This is a genomic window from Mesorhizobium sp. USDA 3734, from assembly GCF_056279665.1.
Window position 1 is genome coordinate 6895846 of the sequence record NZ_JBWCCW010000001.1, and the last position, 18085, is coordinate 6913930.

General features: G+C 63.1%; 16 protein-coding genes. 3 read left to right on the forward strand and 13 right to left on the reverse strand.

From position 1 onward, the window contains the following. Positions 1-7 precede the first annotated feature (7 nt). The 5 genes from ffh to ACZ89F_RS33030 all read right to left on the reverse strand — a co-directional run bounded on the left by ffh (position 8) and on the right by ACZ89F_RS33030 (position 6214). On the reverse strand, positions 8-1591 hold the full coding sequence (gene ffh / locus ACZ89F_RS33010; RefSeq protein ID WP_476096398.1) for a signal recognition particle protein: 1584 nt from the start codon (positions 1589-1591) through the stop codon (positions 8-10). A 378-nt stretch (positions 1592-1969) separates the two neighbouring features. Further along, on the reverse strand, positions 1970-2932 hold the full coding sequence (locus ACZ89F_RS33015) for a lysostaphin resistance A-like protein (RefSeq protein WP_476096399.1): 963 nt from the start codon (positions 2930-2932) through the stop codon (positions 1970-1972). Between the two features lie 181 nt (positions 2933-3113). Further along, positions 3114-3719, reverse strand: a complete 606-nt coding sequence (locus tag ACZ89F_RS33020; protein WP_476096401.1) for a DUF1236 domain-containing protein — start codon at positions 3717-3719, stop codon at positions 3114-3116. Between the two features lie 63 nt (positions 3720-3782). Next, on the reverse strand, positions 3783-4880 hold the full coding sequence (locus ACZ89F_RS33025) for a zinc-binding metallopeptidase family protein (protein WP_476096403.1): 1098 nt from the start codon (positions 4878-4880) through the stop codon (positions 3783-3785). An 86-nt stretch (positions 4881-4966) separates the two neighbouring features. Next, complete coding sequence (locus tag ACZ89F_RS33030) at positions 4967-6214, reverse strand: flavin monoamine oxidase family protein (protein ID WP_476096405.1); 1248 nt, start codon at positions 6212-6214, stop codon at positions 4967-4969. Positions 6215-6359: 145 nt separating this feature from the next. Between ACZ89F_RS33030 and ACZ89F_RS33035 the strand changes: the two genes are divergently transcribed. Continuing rightward, positions 6360-7157 carry a lytic murein transglycosylase gene (locus tag ACZ89F_RS33035; RefSeq protein WP_476096407.1) on the forward strand — a complete coding sequence of 266 codons (798 nt, stop codon included), beginning with the start codon at positions 6360-6362 and terminating at the stop codon, positions 7155-7157. Positions 7158-7546: 389 nt separating this feature from the next. Here ACZ89F_RS33035 and ACZ89F_RS33040 read toward each other — a convergent pair whose 3' ends face one another. Then, on the reverse strand, positions 7547-8068 hold the full coding sequence (locus ACZ89F_RS33040) for a hypothetical protein (RefSeq protein ID WP_476096409.1): 522 nt from the start codon (positions 8066-8068) through the stop codon (positions 7547-7549). A gap of 5 nt (positions 8069-8073) precedes the next feature. Then, positions 8074-9297: an argininosuccinate synthase gene (locus ACZ89F_RS33045; protein ID WP_476096411.1), complete on the reverse strand. Its 1224-nt coding sequence runs from the start codon at positions 9295-9297 to the stop codon at positions 8074-8076. Between the two features lie 297 nt (positions 9298-9594). Between ACZ89F_RS33045 and ACZ89F_RS33050 the strand changes: the two genes are divergently transcribed. Continuing rightward, positions 9595-11670 carry a putative bifunctional diguanylate cyclase/phosphodiesterase gene (locus ACZ89F_RS33050; RefSeq protein WP_476096413.1) on the forward strand — a complete coding sequence of 692 codons (2076 nt, stop codon included), beginning with the start codon at positions 9595-9597 and terminating at the stop codon, positions 11668-11670. A gap of 108 nt (positions 11671-11778) precedes the next feature. Here ACZ89F_RS33050 and ACZ89F_RS33055 read toward each other — a convergent pair whose 3' ends face one another. Then, positions 11779-13368 (reverse strand): hypothetical protein, encoded by a 1590-nt coding sequence (locus ACZ89F_RS33055; protein ID WP_476096415.1) that lies wholly within the window; start codon positions 13366-13368, stop codon positions 11779-11781. Between the two features lie 183 nt (positions 13369-13551). On the opposite strand from ACZ89F_RS33055, the gene ACZ89F_RS33060 reads away from it, so the two are divergent. Next, positions 13552-14193, forward strand: a complete 642-nt coding sequence (locus ACZ89F_RS33060) for a LysE family translocator (RefSeq protein ID WP_476096417.1) — start codon at positions 13552-13554, stop codon at positions 14191-14193. 6 nt (positions 14194-14199) lie between these two features. Here ACZ89F_RS33060 and ACZ89F_RS33065 read toward each other — a convergent pair whose 3' ends face one another. The 5 genes from ACZ89F_RS33065 to ACZ89F_RS33085 all read right to left on the reverse strand — a co-directional run bounded on the left by ACZ89F_RS33065 (position 14200) and on the right by ACZ89F_RS33085 (position 17995). Further along, entirely contained in the window at positions 14200-14679 is a 480-nt protein-coding gene (locus tag ACZ89F_RS33065) for a hypothetical protein (RefSeq protein ID WP_476096419.1), read from the reverse strand. Further along, the gene (locus tag ACZ89F_RS33070) at positions 14676-15131 is read right to left on the reverse strand and encodes a hypothetical protein (RefSeq protein WP_476096421.1); all 456 of its coding nucleotides are present in this window, start codon (positions 15129-15131) and stop codon (positions 14676-14678) included. Before ACZ89F_RS33070 ends, ACZ89F_RS33065 begins: the two co-directional genes overlap by 4 nt. Continuing rightward, entirely contained in the window at positions 15128-16363 is a 1236-nt protein-coding gene (gene rlmN, locus ACZ89F_RS33075; RefSeq protein ID WP_476096422.1) for a dual-specificity RNA methyltransferase RlmN, read from the reverse strand. Before rlmN ends, ACZ89F_RS33070 begins: the two co-directional genes overlap by 4 nt. 497 nt (positions 16364-16860) lie before the next feature. Then, the gene (locus tag ACZ89F_RS33080; RefSeq protein ID WP_056585679.1) at positions 16861-17364 is read right to left on the reverse strand and encodes an invasion associated locus B family protein; all 504 of its coding nucleotides are present in this window, start codon (positions 17362-17364) and stop codon (positions 16861-16863) included. A 268-nt stretch (positions 17365-17632) separates the two neighbouring features. Continuing rightward, the gene (locus ACZ89F_RS33085) at positions 17633-17995 is read right to left on the reverse strand and encodes a YkvA family protein (RefSeq protein ID WP_476096424.1); all 363 of its coding nucleotides are present in this window, start codon (positions 17993-17995) and stop codon (positions 17633-17635) included. Positions 17996-18085: the final 90 nt, after the last annotated feature.

An 18085-nucleotide genomic window follows, 5' to 3' on the forward strand; every position in this document is an offset into this window, starting at 1 on the left:
GGCGTGCTCACTTCTTCTTGCCAAGGCCGGGCAGCCCGCCGCCGCCGAGGCCGGGAAGCCCCGGAAGTTTCATGCCACCAGGCAGACCGGGCAGGCCACCGCCGCCGGGAAGGCCTTTCATGCCGCCGCCGAGACCGGCTGCCTGTGCCTGCTTCTGCAAGGCTTCGAGCTGCTTGGGGTCCATCTTCGACAGGTCAGGCATGCCGCCGCCCATCATGCCACCCATGCCGCCTAGGCCCATCTTGGAGGCAAGGCCGCCCATCATGCCGCGCATCAGGCCGCCGCCTTTGCCCTTGCCACCCATCGCCTTCATCATGTCGGCCATGCCGCGATGCATCTTGAGCAGCTTGTTGATTTCGGCCGCGTCGGTGCCGGAACCGGCGGCGATACGCTTCTTGCGCGAATGCTTGAGAAGATCCGGGTTGGCGCGCTCGGCCTTGGTCATCGACGAGATGATGGCGAGCTGGCGGCCGAACATCTTGTCGTCGAGACCGGCGGCGGCCATCTGGTCCTTCATCTTGCCCATGCCGGGCATCATGCCCATGATGCCGCCCATACCGCCCATCTTCGACATCTGCTGAAGCTGGCTGGCGAGGTCGTTCAGGTCGAACTTGCCCGACTGCATCTTCTTGGCCATCGCCGCCGCCTGTTCGGCGTCGATGTTCTCGGCGGCCTTTTCGACGAGCGAGACAATGTCGCCCATGCCGAGGATGCGGTCGGCGATGCGCTTGGGGTGGAATTCCTCCAGCCCATCCATCTTTTCGCCGGTGCCGATCAGCTTGATCGGCTTGCCGGTGACGGCACGCATCGAAAGGGCAGCACCGCCGCGGCCGTCGCCATCCATGCGGGTCAGCACCAGACCGGTGATGCCGACGCGCTCGTCGAAGCTCTTGGCCAGGTTGACGGCGTCCTGGCCGGTCAGCGAGTCGGCGACCAGCAGGATTTCGTGTGGGTTCGACACCTTCTTGATGTCGGCCATCTCGACCATCAGCGGCTCGTCGATATGGGTGCGGCCGGCGGTGTCGAGGATGACGACGTCATGGCCGCCGAGCTTGGCCGCCTGCACGGCGCGGCGCGCGATGTCGACCGGCGACTGGCCGTCGATGATCGGCAGCGTGGCGACCTTGACCTGTTCGCCGAGCTGGCGAAGCTGCTCCTGCGCGGCGGGGCGGCGCGTGTCGAGCGAGGCCATCAGAACCTTCTTGTTCTGACGCTCGGAAAGGCGCTTGGCGATCTTGGCCGAAGTGGTCGTCTTGCCGGAACCCTGCAGGCCGACCATCATGATGACGACCGGGGCCGGGGCATTGAGATCGATGGCGACGCCCTCGGCGCCGAGCATGTCGACCAGTTCGTCATGGACGATCTTGACGACCATCTGGCCGGGCTTGATCGACTTGACCACGGCAGCGCCGACGGCCTTCTCGCGCACCTTGTCGGTGAAGGAACGCACCACTTCCAGCGCCACGTCGGCTTCGAGCAGCGCACGGCGCACCTCGCGCAGTGCCGCCGAGACATCAGCCTCCGACAGGGCACCGCGGCCGGTCAGGCCGTTCAGGATGGAGCCAAGGCGCTCTTGCAGGGACTCAAACATTGGTCAACCCGCCACGCGACGGCGCCTTGGACTCATAGTGGTCCCTGTCGGGCCGATGGCCCTCCACGTCTCTTGCGCGCTCCTGAAGCGATTCAAACATTCTTTTTCCTTTTCCCGAGCACCGGATGGTGCCGGAGAAATAATGCGTTCGCGCCAAGTGTCCAAGCAAAAGCCCAAAACCAAAAAGCACCCGGGGGCGCTCAGCGCTGCCGGGTGTTGGCCTCCAGGATCGATTTACAGCACTTCACCTCAAGGAGGTTTCGGCGTCCTGGTCGGCTTGCTCGGAGGGATACTCGTCGCGGAATTCGGGGCGTGTAGACAGGAAATCGGCCACGGAGTCAAGACAAGGCCCTTATCGCGCCGTTCTCCAGGCTGCATTCAGGCCGCGCTCGCCTGATCCGGGAGATCGGCGGCAACCCTGAGCGGCGAGCGCGGATGTAAAAGCAGCACGATCGTCAGCAGGCTGCAGGCGATGCCGATGAAGGCGATGAGAACCGCATCATATGTCGTCCAGCCCGGTCCTTCCAGCGGCCTGGCGGTGAACAAGGCGAAGGAATTGTAGCTCTGCTGATGCGAGATCAGCAGAAACCCGGTCAGGTTGTTGCCGAGATGAGCGCCCAGGGCGGCGCCGAGATTGCCGGTGGCATAGACGACAAGCGTCAGCAGCAGCGCGAAAGCGGCGATCGAGGCGAGCACGCAGGCGTTGATGGCGGGCGACGCGCTTGCACTCCAGTGCAGCGAGGTGAACAGCAGGGCCGGCAGCAGTGCCCAGATGAACGGGCTCCTGAACCGGTTGGCGAGACCCCGCAGCAGGTAGCCGCGAAACAGCACCTCTTCCGACGAGGTCTGCAACAGAGTGAGCACGGAGATCGGGATCGCGAACAGCAACCAGGACGACAGGCTGATCGGGCCGCGCGCGATCTCAGGCTGCAAGAGATAGAGCAGGATCTCGGATAGGAACGATGTGATCAGCACCGCGATCAGCCCCTTGAGGAAGCCCGACCATGAAATACGACGGCTGATGCCGATCAGCGCCGACAGCTTCTCGCCATGCACCCAGCGCATGGCGACCCACAGGCCGATCCAGATGCCGGCGAACGAGACAAGCGCGGTGAGGACGCCGATGGGCGATGCGAGGAACCCCTGCATCACGCCCTCGGGCGGCGCAGCCGCTGGTGCCTGCCAGGCGAAGAAGACATAGGTGCCGCCGAACAGCACGGCCGCGGTCGTGGCGGCCCAGAACAGCAACACGATCGCCGTTCCAAGGAACAGGCGCGGCAAGGTCTTCCTGGCGTTCGGCGAATGCCGGTAGCGTTCGAATGCGGCCGAATCGATGGTCACGCTGGCTCCTTTGCCGAATTCATCGCCTTTTGATCTAGCCGATGGTCCGGAAAATCGGAATCGATTTTCGCAAAGGATTCACGCACGGATGAGCGCCGCCGCACGTCCAGCGGATGCAGCACTGCCGCCTGCCTGTTACCGGGCGGCCGCTGCTGTCGCGGCCGCCTGGCTAAAATCCAGGTCAGCGCACGACGTACATGATGCGCCGCGTCTGCGGATCGATCAGCGCCGGCTGGCCGTTCACATAGACATAGCGGTAGTTGTAGTCCGGAATTTCGCGCAACTCGACGGTGTCGGGCAAGGTGGCGCCGGTCACCACCTCGCCGTCGAGATAGACGGGGTCGAGGCGATGGGTGTCGACATAGGTTCTGATTTCGGGCGGCGGTGGCGGAAACGCGTCTTCGATCGGCTCGCCGGCAACGATCGCGCCGGTATAGTCGGTCGAGTAGTTACCGATGTCGTCCGGCGGCGAGACGACCGCGATGCTGGAACCGTGCGGCCGCTGCGTCAGAACCACCCGGGTGCCGCTGAAATCGGCCGTCACATAGTCGGAATAGACCCAGCCCTGGCCGCCAGCCTCGGCGATGGTGCACCATTTGCTGTTTTCGATGCAGCCATTGAGCGTCGCCGACTGGCCCGCGGCGAGCACGCCGATGACAGGATATTGCGGGCCCGGCCCGGCGCGGACGTTGAGATCGGTGACGGCGGAGACGGCGGTGTCGGCAAAGGCGGCGCCCGACATCACGGTCAGCATTCCGGCGACCGCCGGAAACAACAGGGATTTCATGTTTTCTCTCCGTTTTCATGGGCCCTCGCCAGCAAAAACGGGTCAGTGGCGTATGCGTTCCCGCTAAAACGCCTGCGCCAACTCACGATTTGTTCCCGGTTCTCCAGGCAAACCGGTCAGAAGTTCGTGAACGAAGGCCAATTTTCGCGCGGTGACGTCCGAAATGACGAAGGGGTAGAGGTCGGGCAGGCCCATGCAGCGGTTGATCGAATTGGAGGCTTCAGACAGCACCAGCCAGCGGGCAAGGATCTTTTCGAAAGGCTCGGGCGCGGTCGCCGGCTCCGAGGGTGCGGCCTGCGGCCCGCCGCCGGTGTCTCCCCGCGGCAACTCGTTGGTCTCCACCGTCTCCAGCCGGCCGAGCGGAAAATTCAGGGCGTGGACCATTTCCAGCGTGTCGGTGATGTGCAGATGGTGGGCCCAGGTCTCGGCCCAGTCCTCCCACGGATGCGAGGTGGCATAGGCCGAGATGTGGCCTTGCTGCCAGTCGGGCGCGGCGCCATTGGCGTAATAGGTCTTCAACGCCTGTTCGTAGTCGGCGCGGTCGTCGCCGAACAGCGCGCGGAAAGCTTCCAGCCTTTGAGGATCGTCGCGGATCAGGCGGTCCCAGTAATAATGGCCGAGCTCGTGGCGGAAATGGCCGAGCAAGGTGCGATAATTCTCGCCCATCTCGACACGCCGCTTCTCGCGCTCGGCCGAGTCCGCCTCGGCGACGTTGAGCGTGATCAGGCCATTGTCATGGCCGGTCAGGATGCGTTCGCCGCCGGGGCCGCCGCCGATCGGATCGGCGAGGAAGTCGAAGGCCAGGCCGATCTCGTCGGCAGGGCTCTGCTTGGGCGCCACCGGCAGCCCGAAGGCCAGCAGCGAATAGATGGCCCGCTTCTTCGCCGCCTCGACGCGGATCCAGCGGCGGCGGTTGCCGTCGACGGAAAGGTCGGGGATCAGCTGGTTCAGCACGCAGGCGCGGCAAAAACCCTGTCCCTGCTCGGCCATCCAGTTGCAGGCGCATTCATCGGCGTTGGTGCACTGGAAGATGCCGTTGACGCCGGCCAGCGCAAAGCGGGCGTCCTGGGGATCGTAGAGCACGAGACTGCTGCAGTTCAGGCACTGGGCGTTCTCGAAATAGATGCGGTGGCTGCAATGTGGGCAGTCGAAGAGTTTCATGTCGGTCTCTAACCTTCAGAGCCAGCATATGTGGGGCGGCAGGTGCCCAACGCCAACCGCCCAACGGCGTTCCGCATCTCTCGAAGCTATTTCGCCGCCAGCTGGGCGACGACCTGCCTTGCAACCGCTTCGCCCGACAGCCTGGCGCCGCCGCAGGTCTGGATCAGCGGTCCGGCGAGATGCTCGCCGGCGAAGAAGATCTTGTCGGCCACCGGCTGCATCAGCGCCGCACGCGCCTGCGAACGGCCGGGGCGGGCGGCGGCATAGGCGCCACGCACGAAGCGCTCGCCGCCCCAATTGGTCATCATGGCGCGCCCGACATGCTTGCGCGTATCGCCGCCGAAAATGCCGCACAGCCGGTCAACGACGAAGTCGATGCCGGCCGCTTCGCCGGCCGCCGACATCTCCCAGGCGAAATCGCCGCCGACGAAACCGACCATCAGGTCGAGATCGAACGGAAAGCACAGGAAATAGATGTCGTGCCTGGCCATCCGTTCGATCAGCAGGTCGTCGAAGGGCTGCAACCCGAGCCTTGTGCCAGATATTTCAACCGGCAATTTGGTCAGCATGCCCATCGGCAGGTCGAAGAACGCGCCGAAATGCGTGTCCGGCAGGACCGGCGAGAACGCGATCTCCTCGAAGGCGAGCACCGCCGGCGAAGCGGTGACGATCACCGCCCTGGCGCGGATGGTGCCGCGATCGGTGACACAGGCGACGCCGGGCACATCCCAGAGGATCTTGCGCACCGGCGTCGACAGTTCGACCGGCACGCCGGCGCCGAAACGCGCGACCAGCGCACCAAAGCCCTCCTTGCTGAAATAGTTGGGGTCGAGATCGGCCGCGGCCTGAAAGTCGCGGATCGAGATTTCGTCCTCGTCGGCGCCGAAATCCATCGGCCCGGCGAATGTAGCCGCCGCGCGTGGCGCATGGCCTTTTGCCAACAGCGCCGACAGGCGATCGTCATCCCCGTCCTTCACCTCATGCCTGGCCAGCAGTTCGAACAGCTTTGCATCGGCCGCCTTCATGTCGGCTTCTTCCGCTTCGCTCGCCTTGCGCTCTCGGTAGTAGAGATGGTCGACATTCATGTCATGATGGTGCAGCGCCCAGCCGGCCGCCTGGGCTTCGGGAAAATAGGGGTTGCGGTCGGCGGCATGCAGCCAGGCGCAGCCGATGTCGAAGGGCACGCCGAAATGCTGGTCGCTGGTCCAGGCGCGCCCGCCGATGCGGTCCATCGCTTCCAGCAGCGTGAAGGAAAGGCCTGCCGCCTGCAGGGTTCTGGCGGCGGCTAGACCCGCCGAGCCGGCGCCGATGATGACGACATCAACGTCTTGCATGGAGCACCCCTGCCACAATAATCACTTGATCGTAGGCAAATTCCCCTTCATTGGCCAGCGTAGCGCCGGGGGACGGTGACAATTGCGCGTTTCACTGGCAAATTCGCAACCGGGACGTGATTCAGGCAAATCAGGAGAGAAAAGCATGGCATTACTTGCCAAGGGAAAGATGTTTGCATCGGCCGTGGTGGCGGTGCTTGCGCTGGCGACGGGCGCGCAGGCGGCGGCCAGCTGCGGCAAGACCGGCGCCGGATTCGAGGCTTGGAAGCCGGAGTTCGCCGCCGAGGCCAAGTCCGAAGGTGTAGGCCCCAAGGGTCTGGCCGCCCTGGCCGGCGCGAGCTACGCAACAAAGACGATCTCCGTCGACCGCGGCATTCACAAGGCTTTCAGCGGCTCGGTGGATGATTTCATGAAGCGCCGTGGCGGGGCCGCGATCATTTCCAAGGGCCGGTCGCTGAAGAAGTCGAACGCGGCACTGTTTTCCAAGATCGAAGCGAACTACGGCGTGTCGCCGGGTGTGTTGCTCGCCATCTGGGGTATGGAAACCGGCTTCGGTTCCGCCATGGGCAACCAGAATACGGTCTCCGCCATTTTGACGCTTGCCTATGATTGCCGCCGCCCGGGATTCTTTTACCCGCATGCCATTGCGGCCCTTAAGCTGGTTGATCGCGGGGCGTTGACATCCTCGTCGGTCGGCGCCGCGCATGGCGAGATAGGTCACACGCAGTTCCTGCCCGGAAATGTCTTGAAGTATGGCGTCGGCAGCGGAAACCTGCGCGACAAGGGCACTGCCCTGGCTTCCACCGCCAACTTCCTCAAGGGTCATGGCTGGCGTGCCGGTGCGAGCGCGAGTGCGAATATGGGCGCTATTGCCGGCTGGAATTCCGCCAGCGTCTATCAGCAGGCCATCGCCCGCATCGCCACGGCGATCGACGGCGACTGATAGAAATCTCCAGACCATTCGACGGGAAGCCCGGCCATGCGCCGGGCTTTCTCGTTCTGACATTCGGGATTGGCCGAGGTCTCCCAACGTCGTCATCCCTGGGCGGAGCAGGAGCGAAGCTCCGTCGCGGAGACCCTGGGATCCATGCCGTGACCTTTGCCACGGAGTGCAGCGGAGCAGAAATCTGCACCGCTGCAGCGCTTTGAAGTCGCGGCATGGATCCTCGGGTCTGCGCCGCGTCGCTGCGCTCCTTGCTCCGCCCGTGGATGACGAAGCGATGGGCGTTCCCTGCTAATTGCTCAAGATGTTCGGGTTCGCCAACGCACCGATCAAACTCTTGCGCCGGGCGCATTTCACTGGCTCAATAGAACCCGGCGCCGCGCCGCGTTCTATTTCACATCAAGCACGTAGGAGCAGCCAGCCAGCGTCTTGCCAGGATGTGACTCGACGGTCGAGACGTTGAGCTTGATGTCCGTGGAGAAGGTCAATCCATCTGTCTCTTCAGTGCTTTTGACAACGACCTTCTCGCCAAGGAATTTTTCCGGCGTCGAAAAAACGGCTGTGACATTGAGCTCTCTGGCCAGCTCTGGCGCGGCAATGCCATCGAGCACGGCCATCGGCCCGGCAGCGGTGAAGACGATTGATCCTGTCTCGCGGCTGAACGCACGAATTTTGGCCGGTAGTTCGTATTGGCTGAGAAACGGATTGCCCGAGGCAACTTCCTTCCAGCCAAGCGTTTCAACGGCACCTGGTGCGCTGGAAAGCCAAAGGGCAAAGTCGTTATAGGCCGGCACATCCGCCCGGCATTCGATCAGGGCAGCCAGGTCAAGCGAGGCCGGGTCGAACTCCTGGCCGGCCGCCGGCGTCGCCAGAAGAACCAGCGGCGCCAGGCGGCGACCGAGACCGCGCATCCGCGTTACTTGTTGCGGTTGCGCGCGGCCAATGTGCGCAGCCTGAGCGCGTTGAGGCGGATGAAGCCGGCGGCGTCCTTCTGGTCGTAGGCGCCGCGGTCATCCTCGAAGGTGACCAGCGCGTCGGAATAGAGCGTCTTCTTCGACTTGCGGCCGGTGACCATGACGTTGCCCTTGTAGAGCTTGAGGCGCACCGTGCCTTCGACGTCTTCCTGGCTCTTGTCGATCATCGCCTGCAGCATCAGCCGCTCGGGCGCGAACCAGAAGCCGTTGTAGATCAGCTCGGCATAGCGCGGCATGAACTCGTCCTTGAGGTGGGCGGCACCGCGGTCGAGCGTGATCGATTCGATCGCTCGGTGCGCGGCGATCAGGATCGTGCCGCCGGGCGTCTCGTAGACGCCGCGTGATTTCATGCCGACGAAACGGTTCTCGACCAGGTCGAGCCGGCCGATGCCATTGTCGCGGCCGAGATCGTTGAGCGCGGCCAGCATCGTTGCCGGCGACAGCTTCTTGCCATTGAGCGCGATCGGATCGCCCTTGAGGAACTCAATCTCGATCTCGGTGACGGTATCAGGCGCATCCATCGGCGAAACTGTGCGCTGGTGGACGAATTCCGGCGGCTCGCTCCACGGGTCTTCCAGCACCTTGCCCTCGGAAGAGGAATGCAGGAGGTTGGCATCGACCGAGAACGGCGCGTCGCCCTTCTTGTCCTTCGGCACCGGGATCTGGTGCTGCTCGGCAAAATTGATCAGGTCGGTACGCGACTTGAACGACCAGTCGCGCCACGGCGCGATGACCTTGATGTCGGGGTTGAGCGCGTAAGCCGAAAGCTCGAAGCGAACCTGGTCGTTGCCCTTGCCGGTGGCGCCATGCGCAATCGCGTCGGCGCCCGTCTCTTTGGCAATCTCGACCAGGTGCTTGGAGATCAGCGGCCGCGCGATCGAGGTGCCGAGCAGATACGTGCCTTCGTAGACGGCATTGGCACGGAACATCGGGAAGACGAAGTCGGAGACGAATTCCTCGCGCACATCGACGACACGGATGTCCTTGATGCCCATCATCTCGGCCTTGCGGCGCGCCGGCTCGAGTTCGCCGCCCTGGCCGAGATCGGCGGTGAAGGTCACGACTTCGGCGCCGAGCTCGGTCTGCAGCCATTTCAGGATGATGGATGTGTCGAGGCCGCCGGAATAGGCGAGCACGACTTTCTTGACGTCTTTGGCCTTGGACATTTTTACCCCGTCGATGGCGGACGCCCCAGCCGAGGCGTCACGGATTGTCGGAGGGCCTTTTAGCAGGAACGGCAAAGCGAGCAAGCACGCGCGCGTGCAAGGCTTCTGGTCCAGCGCATGGCGAGGGCTAGCGCCGGCAGGGGAAACAACCTGCTGCAATCAAGGGCTGCATTTGCTGGAGGGATTTAATCAAGTTTTCACGCCCCGCAGCTAACACTGAGGCAAAGCCGCCTTGGTATGTGCCGGGCGGCTCCTGTCTGCTTCGCCGTGGGCATCCTCGGGCTTGGGCCGTTCTTGATGCGCGTTATATCATGTATCGCCACGGAGCATAATCTGTGGCTCGTTCTGCTGGCGGCGCTGATGTGCGTCACCGGCTGCTGGGTGACGATCGGCCTCTTCGACCGTGCCAGGAAAACCGCCGGCGTGCAGATGCGCGGCTGGCTGTTCCTGACCGCGGTCGCCGCTGGCTCCTCGATCTGGTGCACGCATTTCATCGCCATGCTGGCCTATCAGCCCGGCGCGCCCATCACCTTCGATCCGGTCCTGACCATGGTGTCGCTGGTCATCGCCATCGCCGGCACCGGAGCGGGCTTCACCCTTGCCTCCGACAAGAGCCGGCGTCTCGCTCCGGAATGGGGCGGATGTGTCGTCGGGCTGGCGATCTCGGCCATGCACTACACCGGCATGATGGCCTATCACGTTGCCGGCATCGTCGAATGGGACAGCTCCTATGTTGCCGCTTCACTGGTGATTTCGGCGGCGTTTTCCGCCGTAGCCGTTGGCCATGCCGTGCGCCGGCCGTACCGCTGGTCGCACTATGTCGCCATCGGGCTTTTGGTGCTGGCGATCGTCGGCCTGCATTTCACCGCGATGGCGGCGGTGGCGGTGACGCCGCTGTCCTTCATCACCACAGGCACCAATCCCGACATTCTGGTAGCCATGGCGGTCGCCGTTGCCGTCGTCGGCCTGATCGTCGCGGCCACCGGCTTCGCCAGCCACCTGATCGACGAACGCGGCCGCCTGGAAAGCTTCGAGCGGCTTCAGCATCTTGCCCTCAACGACGCCCTTACCGGTCTTCCCAACCGGGTCTCCTTCAACGACCGCCTCGACCATGAGATCGACCAGGCGCGCGAGGGCGAGGGAACGATGACGGCGGTCATCGTCATCGATCTCGACCGCTTCAAGGAGATCAACGACCTCAGGGGGCACGCCGCCGGCGACCAGGCGCTCAAGATCGTCGCCCGCAGGTTGGCGAAACTCACCGGCGAGGGTGAATTCGTCGCAAGGCTCGGCGGTGACGAGTTCGCCGCGATCAAGCGCTTCAAGGATCAGAACGACCTTCTCGGCCTGGTCTCGCGGCTGGAGAAATCCCTGTTCGAGCCATTGCGGCTCGACGATTTCGAAATTGCCGCCGGCGCCAGCATCGGCGTCGCCGTCTTCCCACGCGACGGGGCCGATCGGGAGCGGCTGGTCAGCAATGCCGACCTTGCCATGTACCGGGCAAAGAACGATGTGACGCGGGCCGTCTGCTTCTACGAATCCGCCATGGACGAGACGGCGCGGGCGCGCCGCGCGCTGGCCACCGACCTTCGGCAGGCAATCGAGCGCGGCGAGCTTTCGCTCCATTATCAGGTGCAGACCTCGGTCCCGACCGGCGCCACCTGCGGCTACGAGGCGTTGCTGCGCTGGACGCATCCCGTGCATGGCATGATCCCGCCGGTCGAATTCATCCCGATTGCCGAGGAGAACGGCTCGATCATGGCGATCGGCGAATGGGTGCTGCGGACCGCGTGCCGTCAGGCGGCCTTGTGGGACAATGGCCACAAGATCGCGGTCAATCTGTCGCCGGTGCAGTTCGCCCATGCCGATCTCGCCAAGCTCGTCCACCAGATCCTGCTCGAGACCGGGCTGTCGCCGAAACGCCTGGAGCTCGAACTGACCGAATCGACGATCGTCGCCGACAAGGTGCGCACGCTGCATGTCCTGCGCCAGATCAAGGCGCTGGGGGTGACGATCGCGATCGACGATTTCGGCACCGGCTATTCGTCGCTCGACACGCTGCGCTCGTTTCCCTTCGACAAGATCAAGCTCGATCGTTCGTTCATGGCCGATGTCGAGCGAAGCCCGCAAGCCAAGGCGATCATCCGGGCGGTGCTGACGCTGGGCCGCAGCCTCGACATTCCGGTGCTCGCCGAAGGCGTCGAGACGCATGTCCAGCTCACCATCCTGCAAGTCGAAGGCTGCAACGAGGCGCAAGGCTATTTCCTCGGCCGGCCCAAGCCGATCGACCAGATCACCGGGGGCGCCGATGTCCGCAACGATCAGCTCGTCGCGGAGGAGTCCGCCAGGATGCGGCTGAGCAGGCAGGCATAGGATTTGCGGCGAGCCGGCCCGGGTCCGGCAACCATCTCGGGATGTGTCGAGGCAGCCGCTTGTCGGTTCCGCGCGATGGGGTTGCCGGCAACGAGTCAGCGCAAATCGTTATGTCCCCGATTTGGCCAGCACAAGCTCGAGGAACATGCGCACGAAGCGTGTCTGCACGAATGCGTTGTGAACGGCCACGCTGGTCTTCTTGTCGCATCCGTCCCGATCAGCATTTTTTGGCAGGCAATCATTGGTCGCGTTGGAGGCGTCGATGCCCACCTTGTCGGCGCGGATGTTCCACATCCATGTCGGCACGCCGGGATAGTGCAGCTTCGGCGCAACGGACTTCAGGTCAACGAAATAGAACCGGGAATCGCATTGGGTGTCTCGGTTGAGATAGAATAGCCGGGACAGCTTTTCCTTTTTGCCGGTATCGATCCGATACCATTGCGTCTGCCGGGGAATTTCATCAGCCGTGTTGAAAAATCCCTGCCATTTCTTATCGGTGTTCGGGATGAAGCAGCCCTGAAATTCGAAACAGCCGCCAGCATCGGTGCATTTCTTGCTGGCTGGCACATACGGCATCTCAAGGACGTGCGTCAGGTACCGGCCGTAGTGGCCTATCGATCTGTAGGCACTTGCCGAGAGGACCTTGTCGGTAATGCCAATCCCAAGTCCAACCGCCCGGCCAAGCGATGCGGCGACGGGAAGCAGGCCACCCGTGGCCCAGTCGTCCGCCGATGTGACGTTGATCCAATAGGGCAACCGGGAATCGTCAGGGTATCCAGCTCGCATGAGGTCATCAAAGGCATCGGCGCCAATCGCCGCATTGATTGTCGCAACCAGGCTCCTGGGGCCGAAAGGCTGAACCAGGCCCTTTGCTCCCGCAACCTGTTTCAGCATGTAGCGCGACAACAGCCGGCCTCCAAACGAATGGCCGATCACCAGCACAGGGGTGATGACGCCATGTGTTGGATCGACCGCCATTTTGATGCGGTGCATGTCGATTGCGAACTCTTCCGATTTGCCGATCCTGTCGGCGGCGCGGGCGATACTGGCGGGGTTCAGGTAATTGTTCGCCGAGCCGCCATTCCAACCGATATAGATTCCGAAAACTGTCCGCTTGCCTTCGCCCTGCACGCCAAGCTCGTATTTGGTTTTCGCCAGAATGTGCTTGAAAGCCAGCAGGTTCAGATTCTGGTTGTAGGGCCGATCCCCTGTTGCCTCGATGCTGTCAGGTTTGCCTGGGGCGTGGTTCTCGAATGCGTTGTGGTGCCAGCCATGCGCGAAGATGACCAGCATGATCGGCTTGTGCCGTGCCACCAGTTCATCAAGTCGCCCGACAATCGCATCCAATTGTCTGGGATCGAAAAGCTTGCCGGCTTGCGGGCCGTTGGAGCGATACTCGAGCGTTGCGTATTCGAATGACTGCGGCACAAGGCTGCTGTTGTTTCGCCAGGCATCCATGCGAAGAGTGTCCCAGCCGTCATTGCCGACGCCAAAACATCGATCCCTCTCAGGGCCATCGCATTTGTCCCTGTGCTGCACATAGGCCGCAAAGGGGACGCAACCGGCTTTATCCACCGCGCCGCATATCGGGTGATAATTGATATCCGGATCGGAATAGGATGCATTCGGAAACAGGATTAGAAAGAGCAGCAAGATCCAGGCGGCAGAAATAAGCAACCTCTTCTGCCTGTTCTTCATGGAATTTCCCCCGAAACCCGATTTCCAAACTAAATTATATAGAACGGTGGTCGAAAGACAAGCTTAGAGGGCCGTTTCCTCTTGAATAGAATTGCCTTCGTTCGGGCGGGAAGAAGTTTCGCGGGGCCTTGACGAACGACAAGAATGGCAGAAAGGTCCGGCTCTCCCGACCAGGAACCGCCCATGTCGTTCATTCCAGACACCACCACGCTGATCCAGTTCGCCATCGCCACCGTGATCCTGGCGATCACGCCGGGGCCGGACATGACCTTGTTCGTCTCGCGCACGCTGAGCCAGGGCCGCGCCACCGGCTTTGCCTCGATGGCCGGCGCGCTGTGCGGCACGCTGATCCACACCACGCTGGTGGTGGTCGGTGTCTCGGCGCTGATCGTCGCTTCGCCGATGGCCTTCTTCGTGCTGAAGATTTTTGGCGCCGGTTATCTCGTCTTCCTGGCCTGGCAGGCGATCACCAGGGGCTCAGCCTTTTCGCCGGAGAAGAAAACGGGACCTGAGATTTCGCTGTTGCGCAGCTGGGCGGCGGGCCTCGGCGTCAATCTGCTCAACCCGAAGATTATCCTGTTCTTCATGACCTTCCTGCCGCAGTTCGTGTCCGCGCATGATCCGAGCGCTCCGGGAAAGCTGTTTTTCCTTGGGCTCATGTTCATCGTGCTGTCGATCCCGGTGACCGTGCCGATGGTGCTGGCGGCGGAAAAGTTCTCGGCGGCAATGAAGGCCAGCCCGCGCGTGACGCGGGTGGTCGACTATCTCTTTGCCGGCGTGTTCTCGGCCTTCGCGCTCAAGATCCTGACGGCGCATGCGAAGTAGGGGCCGTCATCCTGTTCGACCATCCTCTTCGGATCCTGGCTCGCCCTGCCACCAGCTTCCGGCCCAGCGCCCGGCGCTGAGCCAGTAGAAGATGCCGCCGACCATGCCGCTGCCGATCACCGCCATGATGGCGCTGGTGTCCCTGACCGCGAAGGTGGTGTCACCGTTGTGGTCGACAAGGCCGAGGAAGACGGCCGCGACCACCGCGCCCGCCAGCGCATAGAACAGCCAGTCGCGCCGGCCGAGGATTTCGGCAACCAGGATGACAACAGAGGCCGGCACCAGGGCGAAATAGGCGACGAACAGGGCGACGAAGGGAATTGAGAAATAGAGCGAAGCCGTCGCCGTCGGGTGCGCCTGCTCCGGCGCGTAGCCCAGCGATGCCAGGAACAGGACATTGAGGAAGGCGCTCGCTGCCAATGAGGCGACGGCATAGCCGAACAGGATGACGGTGAAACGGACTAGGTAGCCGACGAGACGGGTCATCCCAGATCTCGGCCCAAATCCCGGCGCATGCCAGATTTGCGTCCGGCCAGAAGCCAGTAGACCGAACCGGCGGCAATGCCGGCCGTGGCCAGAAAACCGAGATAGCCCGGATTGAAAACAAAGCTGCCGGCGGAGCGCGGGAGGGACACGCCAAACGCCGTCGAGGTGATCGCACCCGTGGCGGCAAAGTAGAACCATCCCCGAAGCGAAAACCATTCAGCGACAAGGAGCGCGGGGCCGACGATCAACAGCGCGCCGATCATCACGGTCAACACGGCGAGCGGGAAGGAGCCCAACCAGTCGAAGGCGAAGATGATGGACCAGTTCCCGTCCTCGATGCCTTCCAGAAGCGCGATCAGCAGCACAGGGACCAGGATCGAGGTCAGCACACCGGCGATATAACCGACGGCCATCACGGCGAGGCGCTTCAGCCAGGCGACGCGGCGGCTCACGCCTCGCCGTGCCCCGCGATCATCATGGCCTCCAGGGCCAGCCGGTCGACCTTGCGCATGCGCTCGGAATCCGACTTGAGCTGGCCGCAGGCGGCGAGGATGTCGCGGCCGCGCGGCGTGCGGATCGGCGAGGCATAGCCGGCATTGTTGATGTAGTCGGCGAATTTCTCGATCGTCTCCCAGTCCGAGCACTGGTAGTTGGTGCCCGGCCATGGGTTGAACGGGATCAAATTGATCTTGGCCGGAATGCCCTTGAGCAGCTTGATCAGGCCCTTGGCGTCCTCGATGGAATCGTTGACGTCCTTCAGCATCACATATTCGAAGGTGATGCGCTTGGCGTTCGACAGGCCGGGATAGGCACGGCAGGCGGCGATCAGCTCTTTCAGCGGATACTTCTTGTTGATCGGCACCAGAAGGTCGCGCAGATCATCATTGGTGGCGTGCAGCGAGATCGCCAGCATGACGCCGATCTCCTCGCCGGTGCGGAAGATTTCCGGCACGACACCGGAGGTCGACAGCGTGATGCGCCTCTTCGACAAGGAAAGACCATCGCCGTCGGAGGCTATCAGCAGCGCCTTCTTCACCGCCTCGAAATTGTAGAGCGGCTCGCCCATGCCCATCATGACGATGTTGGACACTTTGCGGCCCTCGGCCGGCACGATGGCGCCGTCCGGCGTGTCGCGGTCGGGGAAATCGCCGAGCCGGTCGCGGGCGGTGAGCAGCTGGGCAAGGATCTCCTCGGCCGTCAGGTTGCGGACCAGCTTCTGCGTGCCGGTGTGGCAGAACGAGCAGGTCAGGGTGCAGCCAACCTGCGAGGAGATGCACAGCGTGCCGCGGCCTTCCTCGGGAATATAGACGGTCTCGATCTCCACCGGCCGGCCGGCGCCGCGCGGCGGAAAGCGGAACAGCCATTTGCGCGTGCCGTCGGAGGAGATCTGCTCCTCGACGATTTCGGGCCTGGCAACGGTGAAATGCTTGTCGAGTTCGGCGCGCAGATCCTTGGAGATGTTGAACATGCCGGCGAAGTCGGAGACGCCGCGCACATACATCCAGTGCCAGAGTTGCTGGGCACGCATCTTGGCCTGGCGCTCGGGCACGGTGCCTGATGCAACCAGAGCCTCGGCGAGTTCGACCCGCGTCAGGCCGATCAGCGACGGCTTTTCGGCCTGTGCCGCGCGGGCGCGCAACGCATCACGGGCGCCGTCAATGGTAAGATCGAATGAAAGGGTCATGGTTGCACTGATATAAGCGGTTTGCGGCCGATTTCACGCATCGTGCCGGAAAGGAAGCGCGGCGCATAGCACAGGTTGAGGGCAGAGTCATGCGGGGGCGACTTTACGATCTACGATCGCCGTGGAACGTCGGCGCCGCCCCTCATCGCCCTGCCGGGCATTTCTCCCCCTCTGCAGGTTTGTGCCTGTCCTGCGGCGGCGGCGCGATTGACGAGCGGCTTCCCCCACTCCGTCGCTGCTTCGCAGCGCCACCTCTCCCCCCTCCGGAGGGAGAGGAAGGGAGCCAAGGTCGGTGAACTCGCGCCTTTCCTCTCCCCCGTCGATCGGGGGAGAGGTGTCGAGCGAAGCTCGACGGAGTGGGGGTCGACCTTTCGCCGAAGCCATGCTTCCGCCCTGATTGCCGCTTGGCTGAGTTTTCATGCTCGCAGATCGAGCCAAGGCTGAAAAGCAAAGGCCGGGCTTTGTGGCCCGGCCAGTTCCTCAAAACGAAGCTTTGCCTATTTGCACTTGGCGATCGATGTCAGCGCCGCCGAAATGCCCTTCAGCGAGAACACATAGCTGGTCGGGTTGCCGCGGCCGGACTTCGCCGTCACCTTCATGTCGGTGCCGGTCTTCATGGCGGCGATCAGCACCGGCTCCTCGGCGGCATTCTCGACCCAGGCCGACTTGCCGCGCGTGAACATCGAGAAGGTCTTCTTGTCGATGGTGACGGTGGCCTTGGAGCCTTCCTGGAAATTGTAGCCGGCGATGAATTGCGGCTCGTAGGACACTTGTTGGCCGGGCCGCTGGCTGACGAAGAAGAACATGTCGCCATGATCGAGCGTCGGCGGCTGCTTGTCGGTCGGCACGGTCAGGACATAGCAGACCTTGCCGCCCGATGCCTGGTAGCTGTAGGTGCCCCAGGCATTGTGCTGGCCGATCTTGGTCGCCGACTGCGCCAGTGCCGGCGCCGCCACGGCCACCAGGACCAGGCTCGAAACTAGTGCAATCAATCCGCGCATCGCTTTTCCCGTATTCCAACTGGTGCGAAGGCAGGCCGGCTTGGCGTCCTGCCCGTCGCTTCATTTTGATTTAATCTGGGTTACCAAACGGTGAATTTCCTTTGAGAAAAGGACCCTCACCCGAGGAAACCGCCGCCATTCCCGCGCCGCCGCCCTCTCAGCGGGTGGCGCGACGTCCCTTTGGCGACTTGGAGGCCACGAAAGCGGCAAGAGTTTGACTTTTTGCGCTGCCGCCGAAAGCCGGCTTCAACGGCGTTCGCGGGCGTGTTCAGCCCTTGTCGGCGATGGCGTCCTTGGCGGCCTGCCGGTGCGCCGGGGTGATGTGGGCGCTGACGGCGGTGATCGCGGCGGTGAGCACGGCGATATCGTCGGTGAAGCCAAGTCCGAAGACGAAGTCGGGGATGACATCCACCGGCAGCACGAAATAGCCGAGCGCGGCCAGCAGGATGCCCTTGGCGCGTATCGGCGTTTTCTTGTCCATGGCGCAGTAATAGGCGGCCACGACCTCTTCCATGAAGGGGATCTGCCGCGCGGCCTTCTTTGCCGTGCGCCAGAATTTCTCGCGCACTTCGTTCTCGTCGCCGAGCTTGCCGCCAAAGCCGAAGAAATCAAAACCGGATTGTTGCGCCATCAGTTTCTCCTTGCAGGGCCCATGCGCATCCCGGCGCATGCCCGCGAGCGAAAATGTGGTGAAACCGGACCCCGGCTACAAGATGCCGGC

Bases quoted from the DNA above. Each gene is read 5' to 3' on its own strand.
- ffh (WP_476096398.1), bottom strand. From the start codon at position 1,591: ATGTTTGAGTCCCTGCAAGAGCGCCTTGGCTCCATCCTGAACGGCCTG.
- ACZ89F_RS33035 (WP_476096407.1), top strand. From the start codon at position 6,360: ATGGCATTACTTGCCAAGGGAAAGATGTTTGCATCGGCCGTGGTGGCG.
- ACZ89F_RS33025 (WP_476096403.1), bottom strand. From the start codon at position 4,880: ATGAAACTCTTCGACTGCCCACATTGCAGCCACCGCATCTATTTCGAG.
- ACZ89F_RS33040 (WP_476096409.1), bottom strand. From the start codon at position 8,068: ATGCGCGGTCTCGGTCGCCGCCTGGCGCCGCTGGTTCTTCTGGCGACG.
- ACZ89F_RS33065 (WP_476096419.1), bottom strand. From the start codon at position 14,679: ATGACCCGTCTCGTCGGCTACCTAGTCCGTTTCACCGTCATCCTGTTC.
- ACZ89F_RS33020 (WP_476096401.1), bottom strand. From the start codon at position 3,719: ATGAAATCCCTGTTGTTTCCGGCGGTCGCCGGAATGCTGACCGTGATG.
- rlmN (WP_476096422.1), bottom strand. From the start codon at position 16,363: ATGACCCTTTCATTCGATCTTACCATTGACGGCGCCCGTGATGCGTTG.
- ACZ89F_RS33060 (WP_476096417.1), top strand. From the start codon at position 13,552: ATGTCGTTCATTCCAGACACCACCACGCTGATCCAGTTCGCCATCGCC.
- ACZ89F_RS33085 (WP_476096424.1), bottom strand. From the start codon at position 17,995: ATGGCGCAACAATCCGGTTTTGATTTCTTCGGCTTTGGCGGCAAGCTC.
- ACZ89F_RS33055 (WP_476096415.1), bottom strand. From the start codon at position 13,368: ATGAAGAACAGGCAGAAGAGGTTGCTTATTTCTGCCGCCTGGATCTTG.
- ACZ89F_RS33080 (WP_056585679.1), bottom strand. From the start codon at position 17,364: ATGCGCGGATTGATTGCACTAGTTTCGAGCCTGGTCCTGGTGGCCGTG.
- ACZ89F_RS33050 (WP_476096413.1), top strand. From the start codon at position 9,595: ATGCGCGTTATATCATGTATCGCCACGGAGCATAATCTGTGGCTCGTT.
- ACZ89F_RS33045 (WP_476096411.1), bottom strand. From the start codon at position 9,297: ATGTCCAAGGCCAAAGACGTCAAGAAAGTCGTGCTCGCCTATTCCGGC.
- ACZ89F_RS33030 (WP_476096405.1), bottom strand. From the start codon at position 6,214: ATGCAAGACGTTGATGTCGTCATCATCGGCGCCGGCTCGGCGGGTCTA.